Genomic DNA, 15,884 nt, shown 5'->3' on the forward strand with positions numbered 1-15,884 from the left:
CTTCTGGAGTATCGTGTGATGCGCCGAAGGCAGAGCGCTCTACTGCGCAAGAGCGCTCCGGCCAAGGCAGCAGACGAGCACGAGACAAGCGAGACGAAGGAAGGGGAGACCCATGCATCAGCTAGGAGACGAGCGCGTGCTGTTCGCGTTCGCGCGCGACCTCGAGCCGGCGCTCAGGGTAGCGTCGGGCGACACGGTGCGCATCCGCACGCAGGACTGCTTCGGCAACCAGGTGCAGACGCCCGAGGACGAGCTGGACGAGATCGACTGGGACGCCATCAATCCGGCCACGGGGCCTGTGTACGTGGAGGACGCCGTGCCCGGCGGCGCGCTGAAGGTGACGATCGACGACATCGAGCTGGACGCCCAGACGGCTTCGTGCACCGGCAAGGACGAGGGCGTGTGCGGCGACCGCTTCGACGCATGGAGCACGCGCCTGTGCGCCATCGAGGACGGCGAGCTCAGGTGGAGCGACAAGCTGTCTATCCCGCTCAACCCCATGATCGGTGTTATCGGCGTTGCCCCGGAGGGCGAGCCTGTGAACTGCGGCACGCCGGGCAGCCACGGCGGCAACATGGACAACACCGCCATCACCACGGGGGCCACGCTGTACTTCCCGGTGGCCGTGGAGGGCGCGCTCTTCGGCTGCGGCGACATGCACGCGGCCATGGGCGACGGCGAGATCAGCGTCTCGGGCGCGGAAGTGGCCGGCTGGGCCACGGTCACGCTCACGGCGCTGCCGGACCTGCACCTCTCCGACCCGCTCATCGAGAACGACACGCACTTCGGCGTGATCGCCTCGGCCGAGACGCTCGATGCGGCGGCCGACCGCGCCGTGCACGAGATGGTGGACCTGCTGCACGACCGCACCGGCGTAGCCCAGGACGAGCTCGTCATGCTGCTGTCGCTTGTGGCAGACGTGCGGGTGTGCCAGATGGTCGACCCGGAGAAGACCGTGCGCTTCATGGTGCCGAAGTACGTGCTGGATGCGCTCGGCTTCGCGCTGTAGGGCAAAGACAAACCAAGGAAACAGGGGGATTTTCAATGACTGAAGAGCAGAAGGCGGTCTCGTCCGCCAACGATGCGGCCCAATCCCAAAGCGCCGCCTCCGAGGCCGCGCTGGAGGCCATGGGCTACAAGCAGGAGCTCAAGCGCGCCATGTCCGTGCCCGACATGCTGGTGTACGGGCTCATCTTCATGGTGCCCATCGCACCGTTCGGCATCTACGGCGGCGTGTTCGGCGATTCGGGCGGCATGCCCGCGCTCGTGTACCTGGTGGGCATGATAGCCATGGTGTTCACGGCGTTCTCCTACGCCACCCTCTCGCAGGCGTTTCCCGTGTCCGGCTCGGTGTACGGCTACACCAGCCGCGGTATCAACAAGCCGGTGGGCTTCGTGACCGGTTGGACCATGCTGCTGGACTACCTGCTGGTGCCCACGCTGCTGTACGTGGTGGCCGCGCAGGCCATGAGCGGCATCGTGCCCGAGGTGCCCGCGCTCATCTGGGGCATCCTGTTCGTGGCCATCAACACGTTCGTGAACATCCGCGGCATCGAGCTCACCGTCATCGTCGACCGCGTGGCCGTGGTGCTGGAGATACTGTGCCTGGGCGTGTTCGTGGTGATGGGCGCGCTGTGGATCGCCACCGACCCGCTGTCAAACGGCTTCACCATCCAGCCGTTCTACAACCCCGAGACGTTCAACCCCGGCCTGGTGATGAGCGCCGTTTCGCTGGGCGTGCTGTCGTTCCTCGGCTTCGACGGCATCGCCACGCTGTCCGAGGAGGCGAAGGACGCGAAGAAGGGCCCGTCGAAGGCCATGGTGGGGTCGCTCCTGATCGTGGGCTTCCTGTTCATGCTGCAAACCTACATCGCGGGCTGCATCAGCCCCGACGGCGCCGTGTTCGCGAACGATCCCGACAACGCGTTCTACCTGGTGGCCGAGGTTGCCGGCGGCAAGTTCCTCTACGTGCTGTGCGCGCTGGCCACGGCCATCGCCTGGGGCATCTTCAACTCGCTGGCCGCGCAGACGGCCATCAGCCGCATCCTGTTCGCCATGAGCCGCGACGGCAACCTGCCGAAGGCGTTGGCGAAGGTGCACCGGAAGTACCAGACGCCCTACGTGGCGGCCGCGTTCGTGGGCGCGCTGTCGCTCGTGCTGGTCATCGTGTTCGAGCAGCTGGGCATCGACGCCATCTCGCGTCTCGTGAACTTCGGCGCGCTCACGTCGTTCTGCGTGCTGCACGTGACGGTGGTGTGGCACTTCTTCATCAAGGAGCGCGACGGCAAGGTGTTCACACACCTCATCCTGCCGCTTCTGGGCTTCATCATCGTGGGCTACACGTGGATCAGCCTCGACCCAGCGTCCAAGACCATGGGCATCATCTGGGTCGTCGCCGGCATCGCGTACTATTTCGTGCTGCACAAGGTGATGAAGAAGAACGTCGACCTGGAAGTGTAGCGCCCCGACCGCTCGCTGGAGCATCACGCAAAAACGCCCTCGGGAACCCAATCCCGAGGGCGTCGCATGTCAGCTGCGTGGTGCGATTGCGTCCCTCTACAGCAGTCCGCACACCTTGCCGAGCAGGGGCTCGAAGCTCACGCCGCGGTCGCGGAACTCGGGCTGCTTGGCGCTCACGATCATGGCGTCGTGCACGAAGTCGCCGGCGAAGCGCACGGCCTCCTCCAGCGTGCGACCCGCCATGACGGCCGCCATCAGGCATGACGCGTACAGGTCGCCCGTGCCGTGCAGCATGTAGGGCAAATACTCGTTGTGCACCTCCACCGTCTCCATACCTAAGCCGCCCACGAAGTTGCGGATGCATGTCTCGCCCTCGCGCTGGATGCCCTTGAGCACCACGTGCTTTGCGCCCTTCGCCACCAGGGCGTCCACCAGACGGTGCGCCTCCTCGTCGGAGATGTCGGTGCCGGCCCACTCGTCGCCGATGGGCTCGCTCAGGATGATGGCGGCCTCCGTCAGGTTCGGCGTGAGGATGTCGGCCCCGCAGGCCAGCTCGGCCATCGCGTCGCACAGTTCCGGCGTGTAGGTGGGGTACACCTTGCCGTGGTCGGCCATCACCGGATCCACCACGCGCAGCGCCGCGGGGTACATCGCGTACAGGTCGCGGATGCGGTCCACCTGCTCGGGCGCGCCCAGGAAGCCGGAGTACACCGCGTCGATCTCCACGCCTATGTTCTTCCACGCCGTCAGGTAGTCCTTCAGCATGGCGGTGGTGTCGTGCATGTACCAGCCGGGGAACGCCGTGTGCGACGAGAACAGGCCGGTGGGAACGGGGCACACGTCGCAGCCGGCGGCCGAGAGCACCGGGATGGCCACGCCCAGCGAGCACTTGCCGTAGCCGCACAGGTCGTGCACGGCGGCAACGCGCGGGATGTAGTCGCCATTGCGGGTGTACAGGGTGGTTTCGCTCATGGTTCGCTCTTTCTCGAAGGGGTTGAAGCCTGGCTCGTTATCTGGCAATGGTACGGTGCGGTGGATGAGCGGTCCGAATCGTTGCCAAGTTGAAAACGGGCGCCGTGGGCGCCCGTGGGGTCCTCTGCTCAAGCCGATGCGGCGGGAGCTTCCGCTACTTGCCCTTCTCCTCGTCGTCATCGTCGTCGAAGAACGACCAGTCGTCCTCGTCGGCCTCGCGGCTCACGAAGCGCTTGCGCGTGCGCCTCTCCATGATAATGCAGGCGATTATGCTGATGACCAGCCCGATGGCGATCAGGCATCCGATGCCTTCGAACGTCTCGAACAGGAAATGGTACAGTTGACCGAAGTCCATGGCAGTCTCTTCGTCCTATCTATGCAAAGTCCGCCCGCAGGCGGCACTCCTCCGATTTAGTTTTGCGGGTAGAGTATACTATGCCCGTGCAAATTCGGGATACCTCCACGACGAGAATCCTTTATATACGTGAACGCACCAACTGAAGACTGCAAAGGTGGGCGCATGCGCGCTGGAAACCAGGCGGGACGCGGCAGGCGGCTCGCTCTCTATATCGTCGCCGCCTTGGCTGCGGTGGTCGTCTTGGGCACCTCGCTCGGGCTTATGGGCTACATCGACCAGAAGCTCAAGCAGGGAGCCGAGCAGCAGGTGGTCACGTTCACGCAGCAAGCTGCCTCCAACGTTACGGACCGCATCTTCATCGTGCAGAACGCCATCGGCGCGTTCGAGGTGCAATCGGCCGACCCGGCTGCCGTCGTGCCGGCGCTGCAGGGCCTGCGCGACCGGTTCGGCTTCGCGGAGGTCGCGTTCTCGGACAAGGACGGCCGCGGGGTCCTCTCGGACGGCACGCCGTTCTCCGTGGAGGAGATGGCCCAGCCTGAAACGGCCCTCTCCCAAGGCAAGGACTCGTATTCCTCCACGTTCGAGCTGGACGACGGCCGTCGTGTGCGCCTGGCGCAACGTCCCCTCTACCTCGATGGGCAGCAGATAGGCGCGCTGTACGTGCAGATTCCCCTGTCCCTGTTCTCCATGGACGAGCAGCTGGACATGTTCGACGGCCGCGACTACTTCATGCTGTTCCAGGGAACCACAGGTGAGATACTCGTGCCTCCCATCGAGGACACGAAAACGCCGGTGAACAGCGGCATGACGGTCTACTCGTTCCTCGACCAGGCAGCGGACTACGAGCGACCTCCCGACCAGGGCGGCATGGCCGAGGTGATGGCCCTGTCGTTCGGCGAAGATGCGGAGAACCTGCCCTCGCTGGACGAGACGGTGGCGGCGGGCGAGACGGGGCTTGCCGTCGGGTACGTCGACGGCAAGGACAGCTACGTGTGCGTGGCGCCGGTGGGCGAGGGCAGCTGGTACGTGTGCAACGTCATACCCGTGGAGAACGTGCGCGCCGAGGCATCCGTCGTGCTCACCGCGTTCCAGGTGGTGTTCGCCGTGGTGGTGCTGTGCTTCGTCGCCGTCATCGCGCTCATGTTCTCCTCGTATCGCAAGCGCATACTCGAGCGCAACGTGGCCATGAAGTCGCACCTGTACAAGGCCCTGTCCGACAGCCTGGACATGGCGGTGAACCTGTACTGCCCCGTGGACGGCACCGTCACGCCCATCGTGGCGAAGGCCGTGCGCATCCTGGGCTTCACCATGCCCGAGATCATCGCAGACCCCCGTGTTGCCGACGAGCTGCAGCTGTCGGAGCAGGGCCGCACGCTGCTGGACCGCCTGCGCGAAGGCGCGGTGCAGGCCCCGCAGCAGGGCCAGTTCTCGTTCGTGCACCTGCAGACAGGCAAGGTGAGGTGGATAGCGTATTCTGCCAGCCCCTTGAGCTACGAGGACAAGCAGCGCATCCTGGTGGTGCTTCGCGACGTGACCACCGAGAAGGAGCTGCAGCTGTCCATGAAGGACGCCATGACGGCCGCCGAGGCCGCCAACCAGGCGAAATCCGAGTTTCTCTCGCGTATGAGCCACGAGATACGCACGCCTATGAACGCCATCATCGGCATGCTGCAGATAGCGAAGCTGCATACCGACAATGCCGAGAGGACCGAGGAGAGCCTGCGGAAGATCGGCGCGGCGTCCGACCATCTGCTCAACCTCATCAACGACGTGCTGGACATCTCGAAGATCGAGAGCGGGAAGATGGTGCTCACGAGCGAGCCGTTCCGCCTGTCGGTGCTTTTGGAGCGCGCGGCCGCCGTCATCGGCCCGCAATGCGAGCAGAAGGCCCAGGCCTTCGAGGTGGTCATGCCGGAGGAGGACGAGGTGTTCGTGGGCGATGCCGTGCGCCTGCGCCAGCTCCTCATCAACCTGCTGACGAACTCCGTGAAGTACACGCGGCCGGGCGGCCATGTGCGGCTGGAGGCCTCCATCGGCGCCGACTCGATCGTGGCCTACCGCTGCGTGACGTTCGTGGTGGCCGACGACGGCATCGGCATGACCGACGAGTTCCGCGAGCACCTGTTCGAGCCGTTCGTTATGGAAGGGCGGGCGAACGTGCAGGGCACGGGCCTCGGCATGCCCATCGTGAAGAACATCGTCACCATGATGGGCGGCGACATACACGTGCGCACCGCGGTCGACCAGGGCACGACGTTCACCATCACGGTGAACCTGCGGCTGGCGTTCGAGCCCGAGCGCCGCGCGCTGGCGGCGGCCGAGCGGGCGGGCGACGCATGGGAGAGCTCGCTCGATGTTTCGGGCCGGCCGCAGAAGCAGCCGCAATCGAACTTCACCGAGGTGGCTTTCGATGGCCTGTACGGAACGGCATCGCGCGTGCCGGCGCTCACGTCGATGCCGCTTCCGTCGGCCACGAAGGCGCCTCTGCTGCGGCCCGACGGCCCCGCGACGGCTCCGCTGCCCACGGCGGCGAGCCTGGCGGGCGCACGCGTGCTGCTGGCCGAGGACAACGACTTGAACGCCGAGATAGCCTGCGAGCTTCTGGGCGAGTCCGGCCTGGTGGTGGAGTGGGCCGAGAACGGCGAGGAGGCGTGCCGCCTGTTCGCCGAGTCCGAGCCGGGCTACTACGACGTGGTGCTCATGGACGTGCAGATGCCGGTGATGGACGGCTACGAGGCCACCCGTTGCATTCGAGAGCTCCCGCGCGCCGATGCCGCCGATGTGCCCATCATCGCCATGTCGGCGAACGCCTTCGCCGAGGACGTGCGCGCCTCGCTGGAGTGCGGCATGGACGCCCACCTGTCCAAGCCCATCGACATGCGCCGCGTGCTGAGGGAGATAGCCATCCACCTCCAAAAGCGCAGCAGCTAGCGGGCGTGCAGCCGGAAGAGCCGCTGCCAACGGGGCTGCGCGGGAACATGCCGAGCGAGTGAAGGATTGCGGGAGGCGCTCGTGGGTGCGATATACTGAAGTTATACTGAAACGATAACCGGTTCCTACCGAGAAGGAGCGCGTCATGCTAGACATCAAGTACGTCCGCGATAACCAGGCAGCCGTCGCCGAGGCGATGGAAAACCGCCATGCTTCGTGGGATGCCGCTCGCTTCTCCGAACTGGACGAGACCCGCCGTGCCGCCATCGCGAAGGAGGAGGCGCTGCAGGCCGAGCGCAACGCCGCCTCGAAGTCCATCGGCGCCATGATGGGCGCCGGCCAGAAAGACGAGGCCGAGGCTGCGAAGGAGCGCGTGCGCGCCATCAACGACGAGCTGGCCGTGATCGGCAAGGAGCGCGAAGCCGCCGACGAGGCCCTGCGCGACCTGCTGTTGGCCACGCCGAACATGCCGGCCGACTCCACGCCCGTGGGCGCGAGCGAGGACGACAATCCCGAGGTGCGCCGCTGGGGCACGCCGCGCGATTTCGCCGCCGAGGGCTTCGAGATGAAACCGCACTGGGACCTGGGCCCGGAGCTCGGCATCATCGACTTCGAGCGCGCGGTGAAGCTCGCGCGCAGCCGCTTCATCCTGCTGGGCGGCCTCGGCGCCCGCCTCGAGCGCGCGCTCATCAACTTCATGGCCGACACGCATGCGTCGCGCGGCTACAAGGAGTGGTGGTGCCCGGCCATGGCCAACGCCGAGACGCTCACCGGCACGGGCCAGCTGCCGAAGTTCGAGGAAGACCTGTTCCATACCACCGAGGGCCTGTACCTCATTCCCACGGCCGAGGTGCAGCTCACCAACATCCACGCCGGCGAGGTGCTCGACGCCGGCCAGCTGCCGCTCAAATACTGCGCGTTCACGCCGTGCTTCCGCGAGGAGGCGGGCAGCGCCGGCCGCGACACGCGCGGGCTCATCCGCGTGCACCAGTTCGACAAGGTGGAGATGGTGAAGTACGCCAAGCCCGAGGAGAGCTTCGACGACCTGGAGGCCATGGTGGCCGACGCCGAGAATATCCTGCAGCTGCTGGGCCTGCCGTACCGCGTGATCAGCCTGTGCACGGGCGACATCGGGTTCTCGGCCGCCAAGACGTACGACCTCGAGGTGTGGCTGCCCAGCTACAACGGCTACAAGGAGATATCGTCCTGCTCCAACTGCACGGACTTCCAGGCGCGCCGCGCGAACATCAAGTACCGCGACCCCGCCGCCTTCAAGGGCTCGCGCTACGTGCACACCCTCAACGGCTCCGGCCTGGCGGTGGGTCGCACGATGGCCGCCGTCATCGAGAACTACCAGCAGCCCGACGGCACCGTGCGCGTGCCCGACGTGCTGGTTCCCTACATGGGCGGCGTCGAGGTCATCGCGCCGGAATAGGCGCGGCGGGCTCGGTCAGGGGCGAAGCGCGTGGTAACGAAACGCAAGTCGGTAAAGAACGCCAAGAAGATCTCCAGCGCACCGGGCGCGGCGAAGGCCGCGTCCGAGGCCCCGGCGAAGGCTGCTGCCGCAAGCCCGGTTAAGGCCGCGCCCAAAAGCCCGGCGAAGGGCGCGGAGAAGGAGCCTGCCGAGGCCCCGGCGAAGGCAGCCTCGGCGGATGCGGCCAGAAGCTCGGCGAAGGCCGCGTCCGAGGTCCCGGCGAAGGGTCCTGCCAAGGGTTCCGCCGAGGGCGCGGCCAAGGCGGGCGGCGCGAAGCCCAAGCCGTCCGTTGCCTCTGCGCGCAAGGTTGCCGTTCCGCCGGCGCCGGCGCCGGCGGCAGCCTCGGCATCGACTGGCGCGCGGTCGAAGAAGGCGGCGAAGCGGAAGGCCTCGCCAAGCCAGAGCGGGCGTCTCGAGGAGCAGGCGAGCGCCGCGGCTGGAACTGGCGAGGACGCGGAGGCGGCCCCGTCCCGCGAGGGCGCGCCGCGCAAGCACGCAGGAGGCCGGCGCCGCTGGCCCTGGTACGTGGCGCTCGGCGTGCTTGCGGTGCTGCTGGTTGCCGCGGCCGGGTTCTCGTGGGACCGTTGGCTGCGCTACGACGATGCGCGCGAGCTGCAAGGGGAGTGGCAGGTCGACGGCACGACGCGGGTGGTCGTGGTGGACGGCGCGTCCATCAAGCTCACCGACGACGTGGCCTACGCCTACACCATCGACCCCACGGCCAAGACCATCGAGTTCACGTTCGGGGGCATGGAAGGATCGGGTCGCTACCGCTTCTCGGCCGACCGGTCGCAGCTCGTGGTGATGGAAGGGTCCTCGTACTCCGCCCTGTCCACGCTGTTCGAGGATATCGGCTGGATGTGGGACGGGCTCGTGCGCCTCGTGCAGGGGCAGGCCCCGGTGCAGCCGGAGGCAGGAGAAGGCGTCACCGTGCTCGCGCGCGTCTCGCACGACGCCGCGGCGCAGCCGCGCAACGACGAGGGGCTTGCCGCAGGGGCCGGTAACGCAACGGACGGCGCCTCCGGGGCCGGTTCGAACGGCGGCTCCTCCGCGGATGCGGGAGGCACGGGTGCCAATGCGCCCGCCGGCGATGCGGGTTCCAGCGGGGACGCCGGCAGCGGCGCCAACGCGGATGGCGGCAACGCGGCCGCCTCCGGCAACGCGAGCGGTTCCGACAGCGCCGCCGGCGCCGGCGCTTCGGGGACGAACGCCTCCCCGTCCGGCGGCTCGGGCTCGAACTCCCCCGCGCCGGACAATCGGTTCGACTTGGACGACGTGAACGACGCGGGGGCCTGATTGGACGCCCTCGCCATCGAGCGCCTCGTGGTGGGCGAGGGCCGCATCGGCTGCGACGTGGCCCTCGCCCCGCATGCGCCGCGCACCACCGATCCCGCGCTCGCTGCCCGCGTAGGCGCCGCGTTCCCCAACCTGCCGCGCCATGCCTGCGTGAACGGCGCGGGCGACACGTTCGGCGCCGTCATGGGCGCCACGTCGCTGCCGCACCTGCTGGAACACCTCGTCATCGACCTGCAGACGCAGGCGGCGCCACCCGATGCTCCCCCCGACACCGCTTACGTGGGCGTCACCAGGTGGACGGACGAAAACGCCGGGAGGGCGCACATCGAGGTGAGTTTCACCGACGATTTGGTCGCTTTGCGGGCTTTTCGCGATGCTGTGCGCTTTCTGAACGTTGCGGTGGTACTCTAACGCAATGACTACGGCACACCTCACATTCGACCAGACGGGCGACAAGATTGCCGAACGCGTCGTGAAGATGCGCTCTTCCGCCGTGCGCGACCTGTTCGCCGCCGCGTCGAACCCTAACATCATCTCGCTGTCGGGCGGCATGCCCGACGTGTCGCTGCTGCCCCACTCCGCCATCCGCACGGCCACCCGCGCCGCCTGCGACGACGAGCGCGCCGTGGCGCTGCAGTACGGCTCGACCGACGGCCGCGTGGAGACGAAGCAGGTGTTCTGCGACCTCATGCGCGACATCGGCGTGCGCGCCAAGCCCGAGAACGTCATGATCACCACGGGCGCTCAGGAAGCGCTCGACCTCATTGCCAAGACGTTTTTGAACCCCGGCGACATCGTGCTGGCGGAAGGCCCCACCTACCTGGGCGCGCTCCAGGCGTTCAGCGCCTACGAGCCCGACATCCGCTGCATCCCGTTCGACGACGAGGGCATGCGCGTGGACCTCCTGGAAGAGGAGCTCGCGCGCATCGGCAAGGGCAACCCGCGCCTCAAGTTCCTCTACACCATCCCGAACTTCCAGAACCCCGGCGGCGTGACCATGGTGCCCGCCCGCCGCAAGCGCCTGCTGGAGCTTTCGGAGGAGTACGGCTTCATGGTGGTGGAGGACGACCCCTACGGCCGCCTGCGCTACGGCGGCGGCCACGTGCTGCCGCTCAAGGCGCTCTCGGACGACGTCGTGTACCTGGGCACCGTGTCGAAGGTGTTCGCGCCCGGCCTGCGCACCGGCTGGATCGTGGCGCCTAAGAGCGTGCTGGCGAAGATAAACCTGGTGAAGCAGGGCACCGACCTCTGCGGCAGCGCCTTCAACCAGGTGGTGGTGGAGCACTACTTCACCGACACCCCGTGGCAGAAGACGCTGCAGAAGTTCGTGAAGACCTATCGCACGCGCCGCGACGCCATGCTGGCCGCGCTGGACGAGCACTTCCCGGCCGAGGCCACCTGGACGCGCCCCGAGGGCGGGTTTTTCGTGTGGGTGACGCTGCCGAGCTACGTGGATACCGGCTCCATGCTGTCCGTGGCGCTGGAAAACGGCGTGACGTACACCCCGGGCGACGGGTTCTATCCCGGCGGCTCCGCCGGCAAGAACTGCATGCGCATCGCGTTCTGCTACGAGAGCCCGGAGAACCTTGCCGAGGCCGTCAAGCGCCTCGCCGCCGTGATCAACGACCGGCTGGAGCTGTACCGCGCGTTCATCGACGCCGGTGCCATCAAGGCCGAATAAGGAGCTACCGAAATGGGCATGAAAGTTGCAGTGTTGATGGGCGGCGCTTCGTTCGAGCGCGAGTTTTCCCTGGCCAGTGGCAAGAACGTGTGCGCGGCGCTCGAGGAGGCCGGCCACAAGGTGGTGCCGCTGGACACCACGGCCGACCTCGTTCCCACGCTGCGCACCGAGCGTCCCGACGTGTGCTACAGCGCCCTGCACGGCAAGCACGGCGAGGACGGCACCATCCAGAGCCTGCTGGAGTTCCTGGACATCCCGTTCGTCGGCTCGCCGTCGCACGTGTGCCACCGCACGTGGAACAAGGACTCCATGCACTACGAGCTGGCTACGTACCGCGCCATTACCGGCGATGCCCCCATCGCCTCGTGGCCGCAGGGCATCTACCTGGCGCGCGACGCCTTCAAGGACATGGGCGCCGCCACGGCGCTCGACCTGGTGCAGGAACGCGTGATTGGCGGCTACCCCGTGGCGGTGAAGCCCGCGCACGGCGGAAGCGCCATGGGAGTGCACCGCGTGGATTCCGTCGACGAGCTGGGCGAGGCCATCCTCGATGCGCTCTCGTTCGACGAGGCCGTGGTCATCGAGCAGTGGGTGGAAGGCGTGGAGATGGCCGTGTCGGTGCTCGGCACCGGCTGGGACGCCTACGCGCTGCCGCCGGTCGAGATCGTGCCCAAGCAGGGCTTCTTCGGCACCGAGGCGCGCATGGAGCCCGGCGCCGTGCAGTACATCGCGCCCGTGCGCCCCGCCTCGCTGTCCGACGACGAGGGCGACGCCCAGGCCATCCGCGCCGAGATCGAGCGCGCCGCGCTGGAGGTCTACCGGGCCTACAACGCCCGCGACCTCGCCCGCGTCGACCTCATCTGGGATGGCGCCCAGGCCCGCGTCTTCGAGGTGAACGTGTCGCCCGGCATGGCCGAGCGCTCCCTGTTCCCCGCCGCCTGCGAGGCCGCCGGCCTCTCCCTCTCCAGCGTATTGAACGAGCTGGTAACGCAGTACGCGAAGTAACCCCTCGAATGCAGGCGCGCGCCTGCATTCGCTTTTGCCAGCAAACGTCAGCTTCGGCAAAACCTATCACGTCCCGTTTCCGCTCACAGCGGGCGGGGCGTTTGCTTTTTCGACACCCAGCTGTTGCTCAACGCTTCTGTGCTACACTTCTGCCGAGAGGGCCCGAGCGTGCGGCGCCGGCGGGGGCGCCAGACGGGAGATCGATAGGCTATGGGCATACTTGACCGCTTTTCCGATATCGCTAAGGCGAACATCAATGACGCGCTGGATCGGTGCGAGGATCCTTCCAAGATGATCGAGCAGTACCTGCGCGAGCTGACCGACGATCTGATAGAGGTGAAGCGGGAGACTGCGGGCATCATGGCGGAGGAGACGCGCGCGAAGCGCCTCGTGGACGAGAACGCCGCCCAGATAGCGCGCTTCGCGGGGCTGGCCCGCAAGGCGCTCGCGGCAGGCAACGAGGACGACGCACGCGTGTTCCTGACCAAGAAGCAGGAGCTGGAGGCCGAAGGCGCCGACCTGGCGGAAATCTACGGCGTGGCGCACGGCAACGCGAGCAAGATGCGCCAGCTGCACGACAAGCTGGTGGACGACATCGAGGAGCTCAACGGCCGGCGTGCCCTGATCGAGGCGAAGGTCGCCGTGGCGAAGACGCAGGATATCGTGAACGAGTACGAACCTCGCACGGAAGCGAGCACGGTTGCCCGAGGCGCGATCGACCGCATGGAGGATGCCGCCGACGCGCTGCTCGACCAGGCCAACGCTGCAGCCGAGCTGGGCCGGGCACCGCTCGACGCGGCAGCGGCCCTGGAGGAGAAGTGCGCCGCGGCGCGCGGCAACGCGGCCGTGGAGGACGAGCTGGCCAAGCTCAAGAGAGATATGGGACTGTAGCGGCGTCGGCCGCAAGGGAGGAGGTGCTATGGGAAGGTCAGGCGGCTCGGGCGGCGGCCGTTCCAGCGGCTTCTCGGGGGGCGGACGCTCGTCGGGAGGGTTCTCCGGCGGCGGGAGGTCGTCCGGCGGCTTCTCGGGAGGTCGCTCGTCCCGAGGATCGGGAGGCCGGTCGCAGTCCCCAGGCGGAGGACGGCCTGGCGGGGGCGGCGGGTTCCGCATGCCCTCCTTCATGCACATCTTCATCAACAGCACGAGAGGCGAGCGCCGTCCCGAGGACGACCCGCGCTACCATGCCCCGCAAGCCCAGCCGGCGCCGGCGCAATATGCCGACCCGCGTTACGAAACATCCGGGAGCCCCTTATCGCCTGAAGGCCAGATAGCAACTCCGGCCGCCCCGGCCAAGAAGGGCTGCGGCTGTTCCACCGTCCTCCTCGTGCTCGGCGTCCTCATCGTCATCTCCTCGATCCTAAGCCTGGCATTCTCCTGTGCGGGCACGAAGATCGACGGCACGCCGCTCGTCGAGCGCGAGCCGCTTGCCGCCTCGGCGGTGGTGCAGACCGGCTATTTCACCGACGAGGACGGCGACTGGGTGCACGATGCATCCAAGCTGGAGCAGGGGTTGAAGGAGTTCTACCAGAAGACGGGCGTGCAGCCGTACGTGTACCTCCTGCCGAACGGCACGACGACGTCCATGCAGGAGCTGGGCGCGCTCGCCGAGCAGCGCTACGACGAGCTCTTCGCCGACGAAGGGCACTTCCTGCTCGTGTTCTGCGACGACGGCGACGGCGGCTTCAACTGCGGCTACGCGGTGGGCTCCCAGGCGCGCACGGTCATGGACGATGCGGCTGTCGACGTGCTGGCCGACAATCTGGACCGATGCTACCGCAACTACTCGCTCGACGAGGAGGAGATATTCTCCCAGGCGTTCGCCGATACGGCCGACACGATCATGGCGAAGGACGAGACCGTCGGCAACGCCGTCATATCGTTGGTGACGGTGCTGGTCATCGTCTTGGTGTACGTGGCCTACCGCATCGTCCGCACGAAAAGGCAGGAGAGGGAGCGGGCGCGCCGGCTGCAAGAGGAGATTTTGAGGACGCCGCTGGAGAAGTTCGGCGACCATGAGGTGGAAGAGCTGTCGAAGAAGTACGAGCAGGGGCCCGCAGAGGCGCCCACGATCGCAGCAACCGTCCCGACTGCAGCCGCGTCGGCCTATGCGCCGCCGTCCGGCCTGCAGGTCGGCCAAACCGGGAACGACCCCGCCGAGGGCGCGGGGAGACCATAGGAACCGTCAGACAAGGAGGCCCCTCATGGGCATGCTCGACCGTTTCGCCGACATCATCAAGGCGAACATCAACGACCTTTTGGACAAGTGCGAGGACCCTGCCAAGATGATCGACCAGTACCTGCGCGATCTTACCGAGGACCTGGCCGAGGTGAAGCAGGAGACCGCCGGCGTCATGGCGGAGGAGACGCGCACGAAGCGCCTGGTGGACGAGAACGCGGCCGAGGTGGCGAAGTACGACGACTTGGCGCGCAAGGCCCTCGCAGCCGGCAACGAGGACGATGCCCGCACGTTCTTGGCGAAGAAGCAGCAGCTGGACGCCAGGTCGGCCAGCTTGCGCGAGTCCTACGAGGCGGCGTGCGCGAATGCGGCGAAGATGCGCCAGATGTACGACAAGCTGGTGAGCGACATAGAGGAGCTGAACAGCCGCCGCGAGGCCGTGAAGGCCAAGGTGGCCGTGGCCCGTACGCAGGATCGGGTGAACAGCATCGCTTCCGGCGCCGACAAGGCTGCCGACGCCATGGGGGCGTTCGCGCGCATGGAGGCCAAGGCCGACGGCATGCTCGACCGTTCCAACGCCTTGAGCGAGTTGAATGCTAAGCCGGTGGACGACGCGGCTGCGCTCGAGGCGAAGTACGCCGCCGCCGGCAACGACGCTGCCGTGGACGACGAGCTGGCCAGGTTGAAGGCCGAGATGGGCCTGTAAACGGAAAGGCCGTCCCAACAGGATGGGCACCTTCTCGATCGGCAACGAAACGGCAACTGAATCATAGAGCGCTCGTGTTTTCCCTACTGGCGGTTGGCGGGTGCCCCTATAATGGGCTGATCGACAAACGTCCAGGACATTCCTTTAGGAGGCAGATATGGGCAACAAGGTAGGAACCTTCCTCATCGGCGGTTTGGTCGGCGCCGCCGTCGCACTGCTGTACGCTCCCCGCTCGGGTTATGAGACGCGCGCCATGGTCACCGACAAGATGAACGCGGCGTGGGGCGAGGCCCAGGAGCTGGGCGCGCAGGCGTCTGACAAGGCGCAGCAGGTGTACCAGGACGCCACGTCCAAGGGCCAGGAGGTCGTGCACGACGTGGCCGCCAAGGGCCAGCAGGCCGTCCAGGACGCCCAGAGCAAGGGCCAGGAGCTCTACGGCGCTGCCAGCGCGCGCGTGCAGGAGGCTGCCGACAACATCAAGCCGGTGTTCTCCGAGAAGAACGACGACCTGCGCGAGAAGATCGAGGCCGCTCGCCAGCGCATCGCGGCCCAGGTGGCCAAGAACGCCGAGCAGGCGCACGATGCCGTGAGCGACAAGATCCCCGTGGCCGCCGACAACGCGCACGAGGCCGTGGACAACGTGGCCGACAAGGCCAAGGAAGCCGCCGATACCGCGACGAACGCCGCCGAGTCGGCCGCCGGCAAGATCGCCGGCGACACGGAGGTCCCGGTTGACAAGGGCCCTGCCGAGAGCAAAGAGAACTAAGTAGCCTGCACGGATGAAGGGTGCACCGCGCCAAGCCGGACGGAGATGACCGTCCGGCT

Annotated in this window: 14 protein-coding genes; 12 read left to right on the plus strand and 2 right to left on the minus strand. The window is 67.1% G+C overall.

What is annotated here, in order from left to right:
* Window positions 1-112 precede the first annotated feature (112 nt).
* Both C1877_RS00405 and C1877_RS00410 read left to right on the plus strand, forming a co-directional pair.
* The gene (locus C1877_RS00405; protein WP_114568073.1) at window positions 113-1,009 is read left to right on the plus strand and encodes an acetamidase/formamidase family protein; all 897 of its coding nucleotides are present in this window, start codon (window positions 113-115) and stop codon (window positions 1,007-1,009) included.
* A gap of 35 nt (window positions 1,010-1,044) precedes the next feature.
* Entirely contained in the window at window positions 1,045-2,460 is a 1,416-nt protein-coding gene (locus C1877_RS00410; protein WP_015539218.1) for an APC family permease, read from the plus strand.
* A 96-nt stretch (window positions 2,461-2,556) separates the two neighbouring features.
* Here C1877_RS00410 and C1877_RS00415 read toward each other — a convergent pair whose 3' ends face one another.
* Together C1877_RS00415 and C1877_RS00420 are read right to left on the minus strand one after the other, a co-directional pair.
* Window positions 2,557-3,432 (minus strand): PfkB family carbohydrate kinase, encoded by an 876-nt coding sequence (locus tag C1877_RS00415; protein WP_015539217.1) that lies wholly within the window; start codon window positions 3,430-3,432, stop codon window positions 2,557-2,559.
* A gap of 154 nt (window positions 3,433-3,586) precedes the next feature.
* Window positions 3,587-3,787, minus strand: coding sequence for a DUF6724 family protein (locus tag C1877_RS00420; protein WP_015539216.1), 201 nt, complete (start codon window positions 3,785-3,787; stop codon window positions 3,587-3,589).
* Between the two features lie 165 nt (window positions 3,788-3,952).
* On the opposite strand from C1877_RS00420, the gene C1877_RS00425 reads away from it, so the two are divergent.
* The 10 genes from C1877_RS00425 to C1877_RS00470 all read left to right on the plus strand — a co-directional run bounded on the left by C1877_RS00425 (window position 3,953) and on the right by C1877_RS00470 (window position 15,825).
* A complete protein-coding gene (locus tag C1877_RS00425) occupies window positions 3,953-6,721 on the plus strand; it encodes a hybrid sensor histidine kinase/response regulator (protein WP_114568074.1) in 2,769 nt (922 codons plus the stop codon).
* Between the two features lie 145 nt (window positions 6,722-6,866).
* Window positions 6,867-8,156, plus strand: coding sequence for a serine--tRNA ligase (serS, locus tag C1877_RS00430; RefSeq protein WP_015539215.1), 1,290 nt, complete (start codon window positions 6,867-6,869; stop codon window positions 8,154-8,156).
* A gap of 30 nt (window positions 8,157-8,186) precedes the next feature.
* The gene (locus tag C1877_RS00435; protein WP_114568075.1) at window positions 8,187-9,491 is read left to right on the plus strand and encodes a hypothetical protein; all 1,305 of its coding nucleotides are present in this window, start codon (window positions 8,187-8,189) and stop codon (window positions 9,489-9,491) included.
* Window positions 9,492-9,902, plus strand: a complete 411-nt coding sequence (locus tag C1877_RS00440; RefSeq protein WP_041239149.1) for a cyanophycin synthetase family protein — start codon at window positions 9,492-9,494, stop codon at window positions 9,900-9,902.
* Between the two features lie 4 nt (window positions 9,903-9,906).
* Window positions 9,907-11,172 (plus strand): aminotransferase-like domain-containing protein, encoded by a 1,266-nt coding sequence (locus C1877_RS00445; RefSeq protein ID WP_015539214.1) that lies wholly within the window; start codon window positions 9,907-9,909, stop codon window positions 11,170-11,172.
* A gap of 12 nt (window positions 11,173-11,184) precedes the next feature.
* On the plus strand, window positions 11,185-12,177 hold the full coding sequence (locus C1877_RS00450) for a D-alanine--D-alanine ligase family protein (protein WP_015539213.1): 993 nt from the start codon (window positions 11,185-11,187) through the stop codon (window positions 12,175-12,177).
* 210 nt (window positions 12,178-12,387) lie between these two features.
* On the plus strand, window positions 12,388-13,068 hold the full coding sequence (locus tag C1877_RS00455; RefSeq protein WP_114568076.1) for a PspA/IM30 family protein: 681 nt from the start codon (window positions 12,388-12,390) through the stop codon (window positions 13,066-13,068).
* Window positions 13,069-13,285: 217 nt separating this feature from the next.
* Window positions 13,286-14,353, plus strand: coding sequence for a hypothetical protein (locus C1877_RS15225; protein WP_015539211.1), 1,068 nt, complete (start codon window positions 13,286-13,288; stop codon window positions 14,351-14,353).
* Window positions 14,354-14,378: 25 nt separating this feature from the next.
* Window positions 14,379-15,059: a PspA/IM30 family protein gene (locus C1877_RS00465; RefSeq protein ID WP_015539210.1), complete on the plus strand. Its 681-nt coding sequence runs from the start codon at window positions 14,379-14,381 to the stop codon at window positions 15,057-15,059.
* Between the two features lie 157 nt (window positions 15,060-15,216).
* Window positions 15,217-15,825 carry a YtxH domain-containing protein gene (locus C1877_RS00470; RefSeq protein ID WP_015539209.1) on the plus strand — a complete coding sequence of 203 codons (609 nt, stop codon included), beginning with the start codon at window positions 15,217-15,219 and terminating at the stop codon, window positions 15,823-15,825.
* Window positions 15,826-15,884 lie beyond the last annotated feature (59 nt).

Origin of the sequence: Gordonibacter pamelaeae (assembly GCF_003340385.1) — a bacterium.
Taxonomy (GTDB): Bacteria; Actinomycetota; Coriobacteriia; order Coriobacteriales; family Eggerthellaceae; genus Gordonibacter; species Gordonibacter pamelaeae.

Coding starts and splice junctions, on each gene's coding strand:
- C1877_RS00405 (WP_114568073.1), top strand. CDS start 113: ATGCATCAGCTAGGAGACGAGCGCGTGCTGTTCGCGTTCGCGCGCGAC.
- C1877_RS00410 (WP_015539218.1), top strand. CDS start 1,045: ATGACTGAAGAGCAGAAGGCGGTCTCGTCCGCCAACGATGCGGCCCAA.
- C1877_RS00415 (WP_015539217.1), bottom strand. CDS start 3,432: ATGAGCGAAACCACCCTGTACACCCGCAATGGCGACTACATCCCGCGC.
- C1877_RS00420 (WP_015539216.1), bottom strand. CDS start 3,787: ATGGACTTCGGTCAACTGTACCATTTCCTGTTCGAGACGTTCGAAGGC.
- C1877_RS00425 (WP_114568074.1), top strand. CDS start 3,953: ATGCGCGCTGGAAACCAGGCGGGACGCGGCAGGCGGCTCGCTCTCTAT.
- serS (WP_015539215.1), top strand. CDS start 6,867: ATGCTAGACATCAAGTACGTCCGCGATAACCAGGCAGCCGTCGCCGAG.
- C1877_RS00445 (WP_015539214.1), top strand. CDS start 9,907: ATGACTACGGCACACCTCACATTCGACCAGACGGGCGACAAGATTGCC.
- C1877_RS00450 (WP_015539213.1), top strand. CDS start 11,185: ATGGGCATGAAAGTTGCAGTGTTGATGGGCGGCGCTTCGTTCGAGCGC.
- C1877_RS00455 (WP_114568076.1), top strand. CDS start 12,388: ATGGGCATACTTGACCGCTTTTCCGATATCGCTAAGGCGAACATCAAT.
- C1877_RS15225 (WP_015539211.1), top strand. CDS start 13,286: ATGCCCTCCTTCATGCACATCTTCATCAACAGCACGAGAGGCGAGCGC.
- C1877_RS00465 (WP_015539210.1), top strand. CDS start 14,379: ATGGGCATGCTCGACCGTTTCGCCGACATCATCAAGGCGAACATCAAC.
- C1877_RS00470 (WP_015539209.1), top strand. CDS start 15,217: ATGGGCAACAAGGTAGGAACCTTCCTCATCGGCGGTTTGGTCGGCGCC.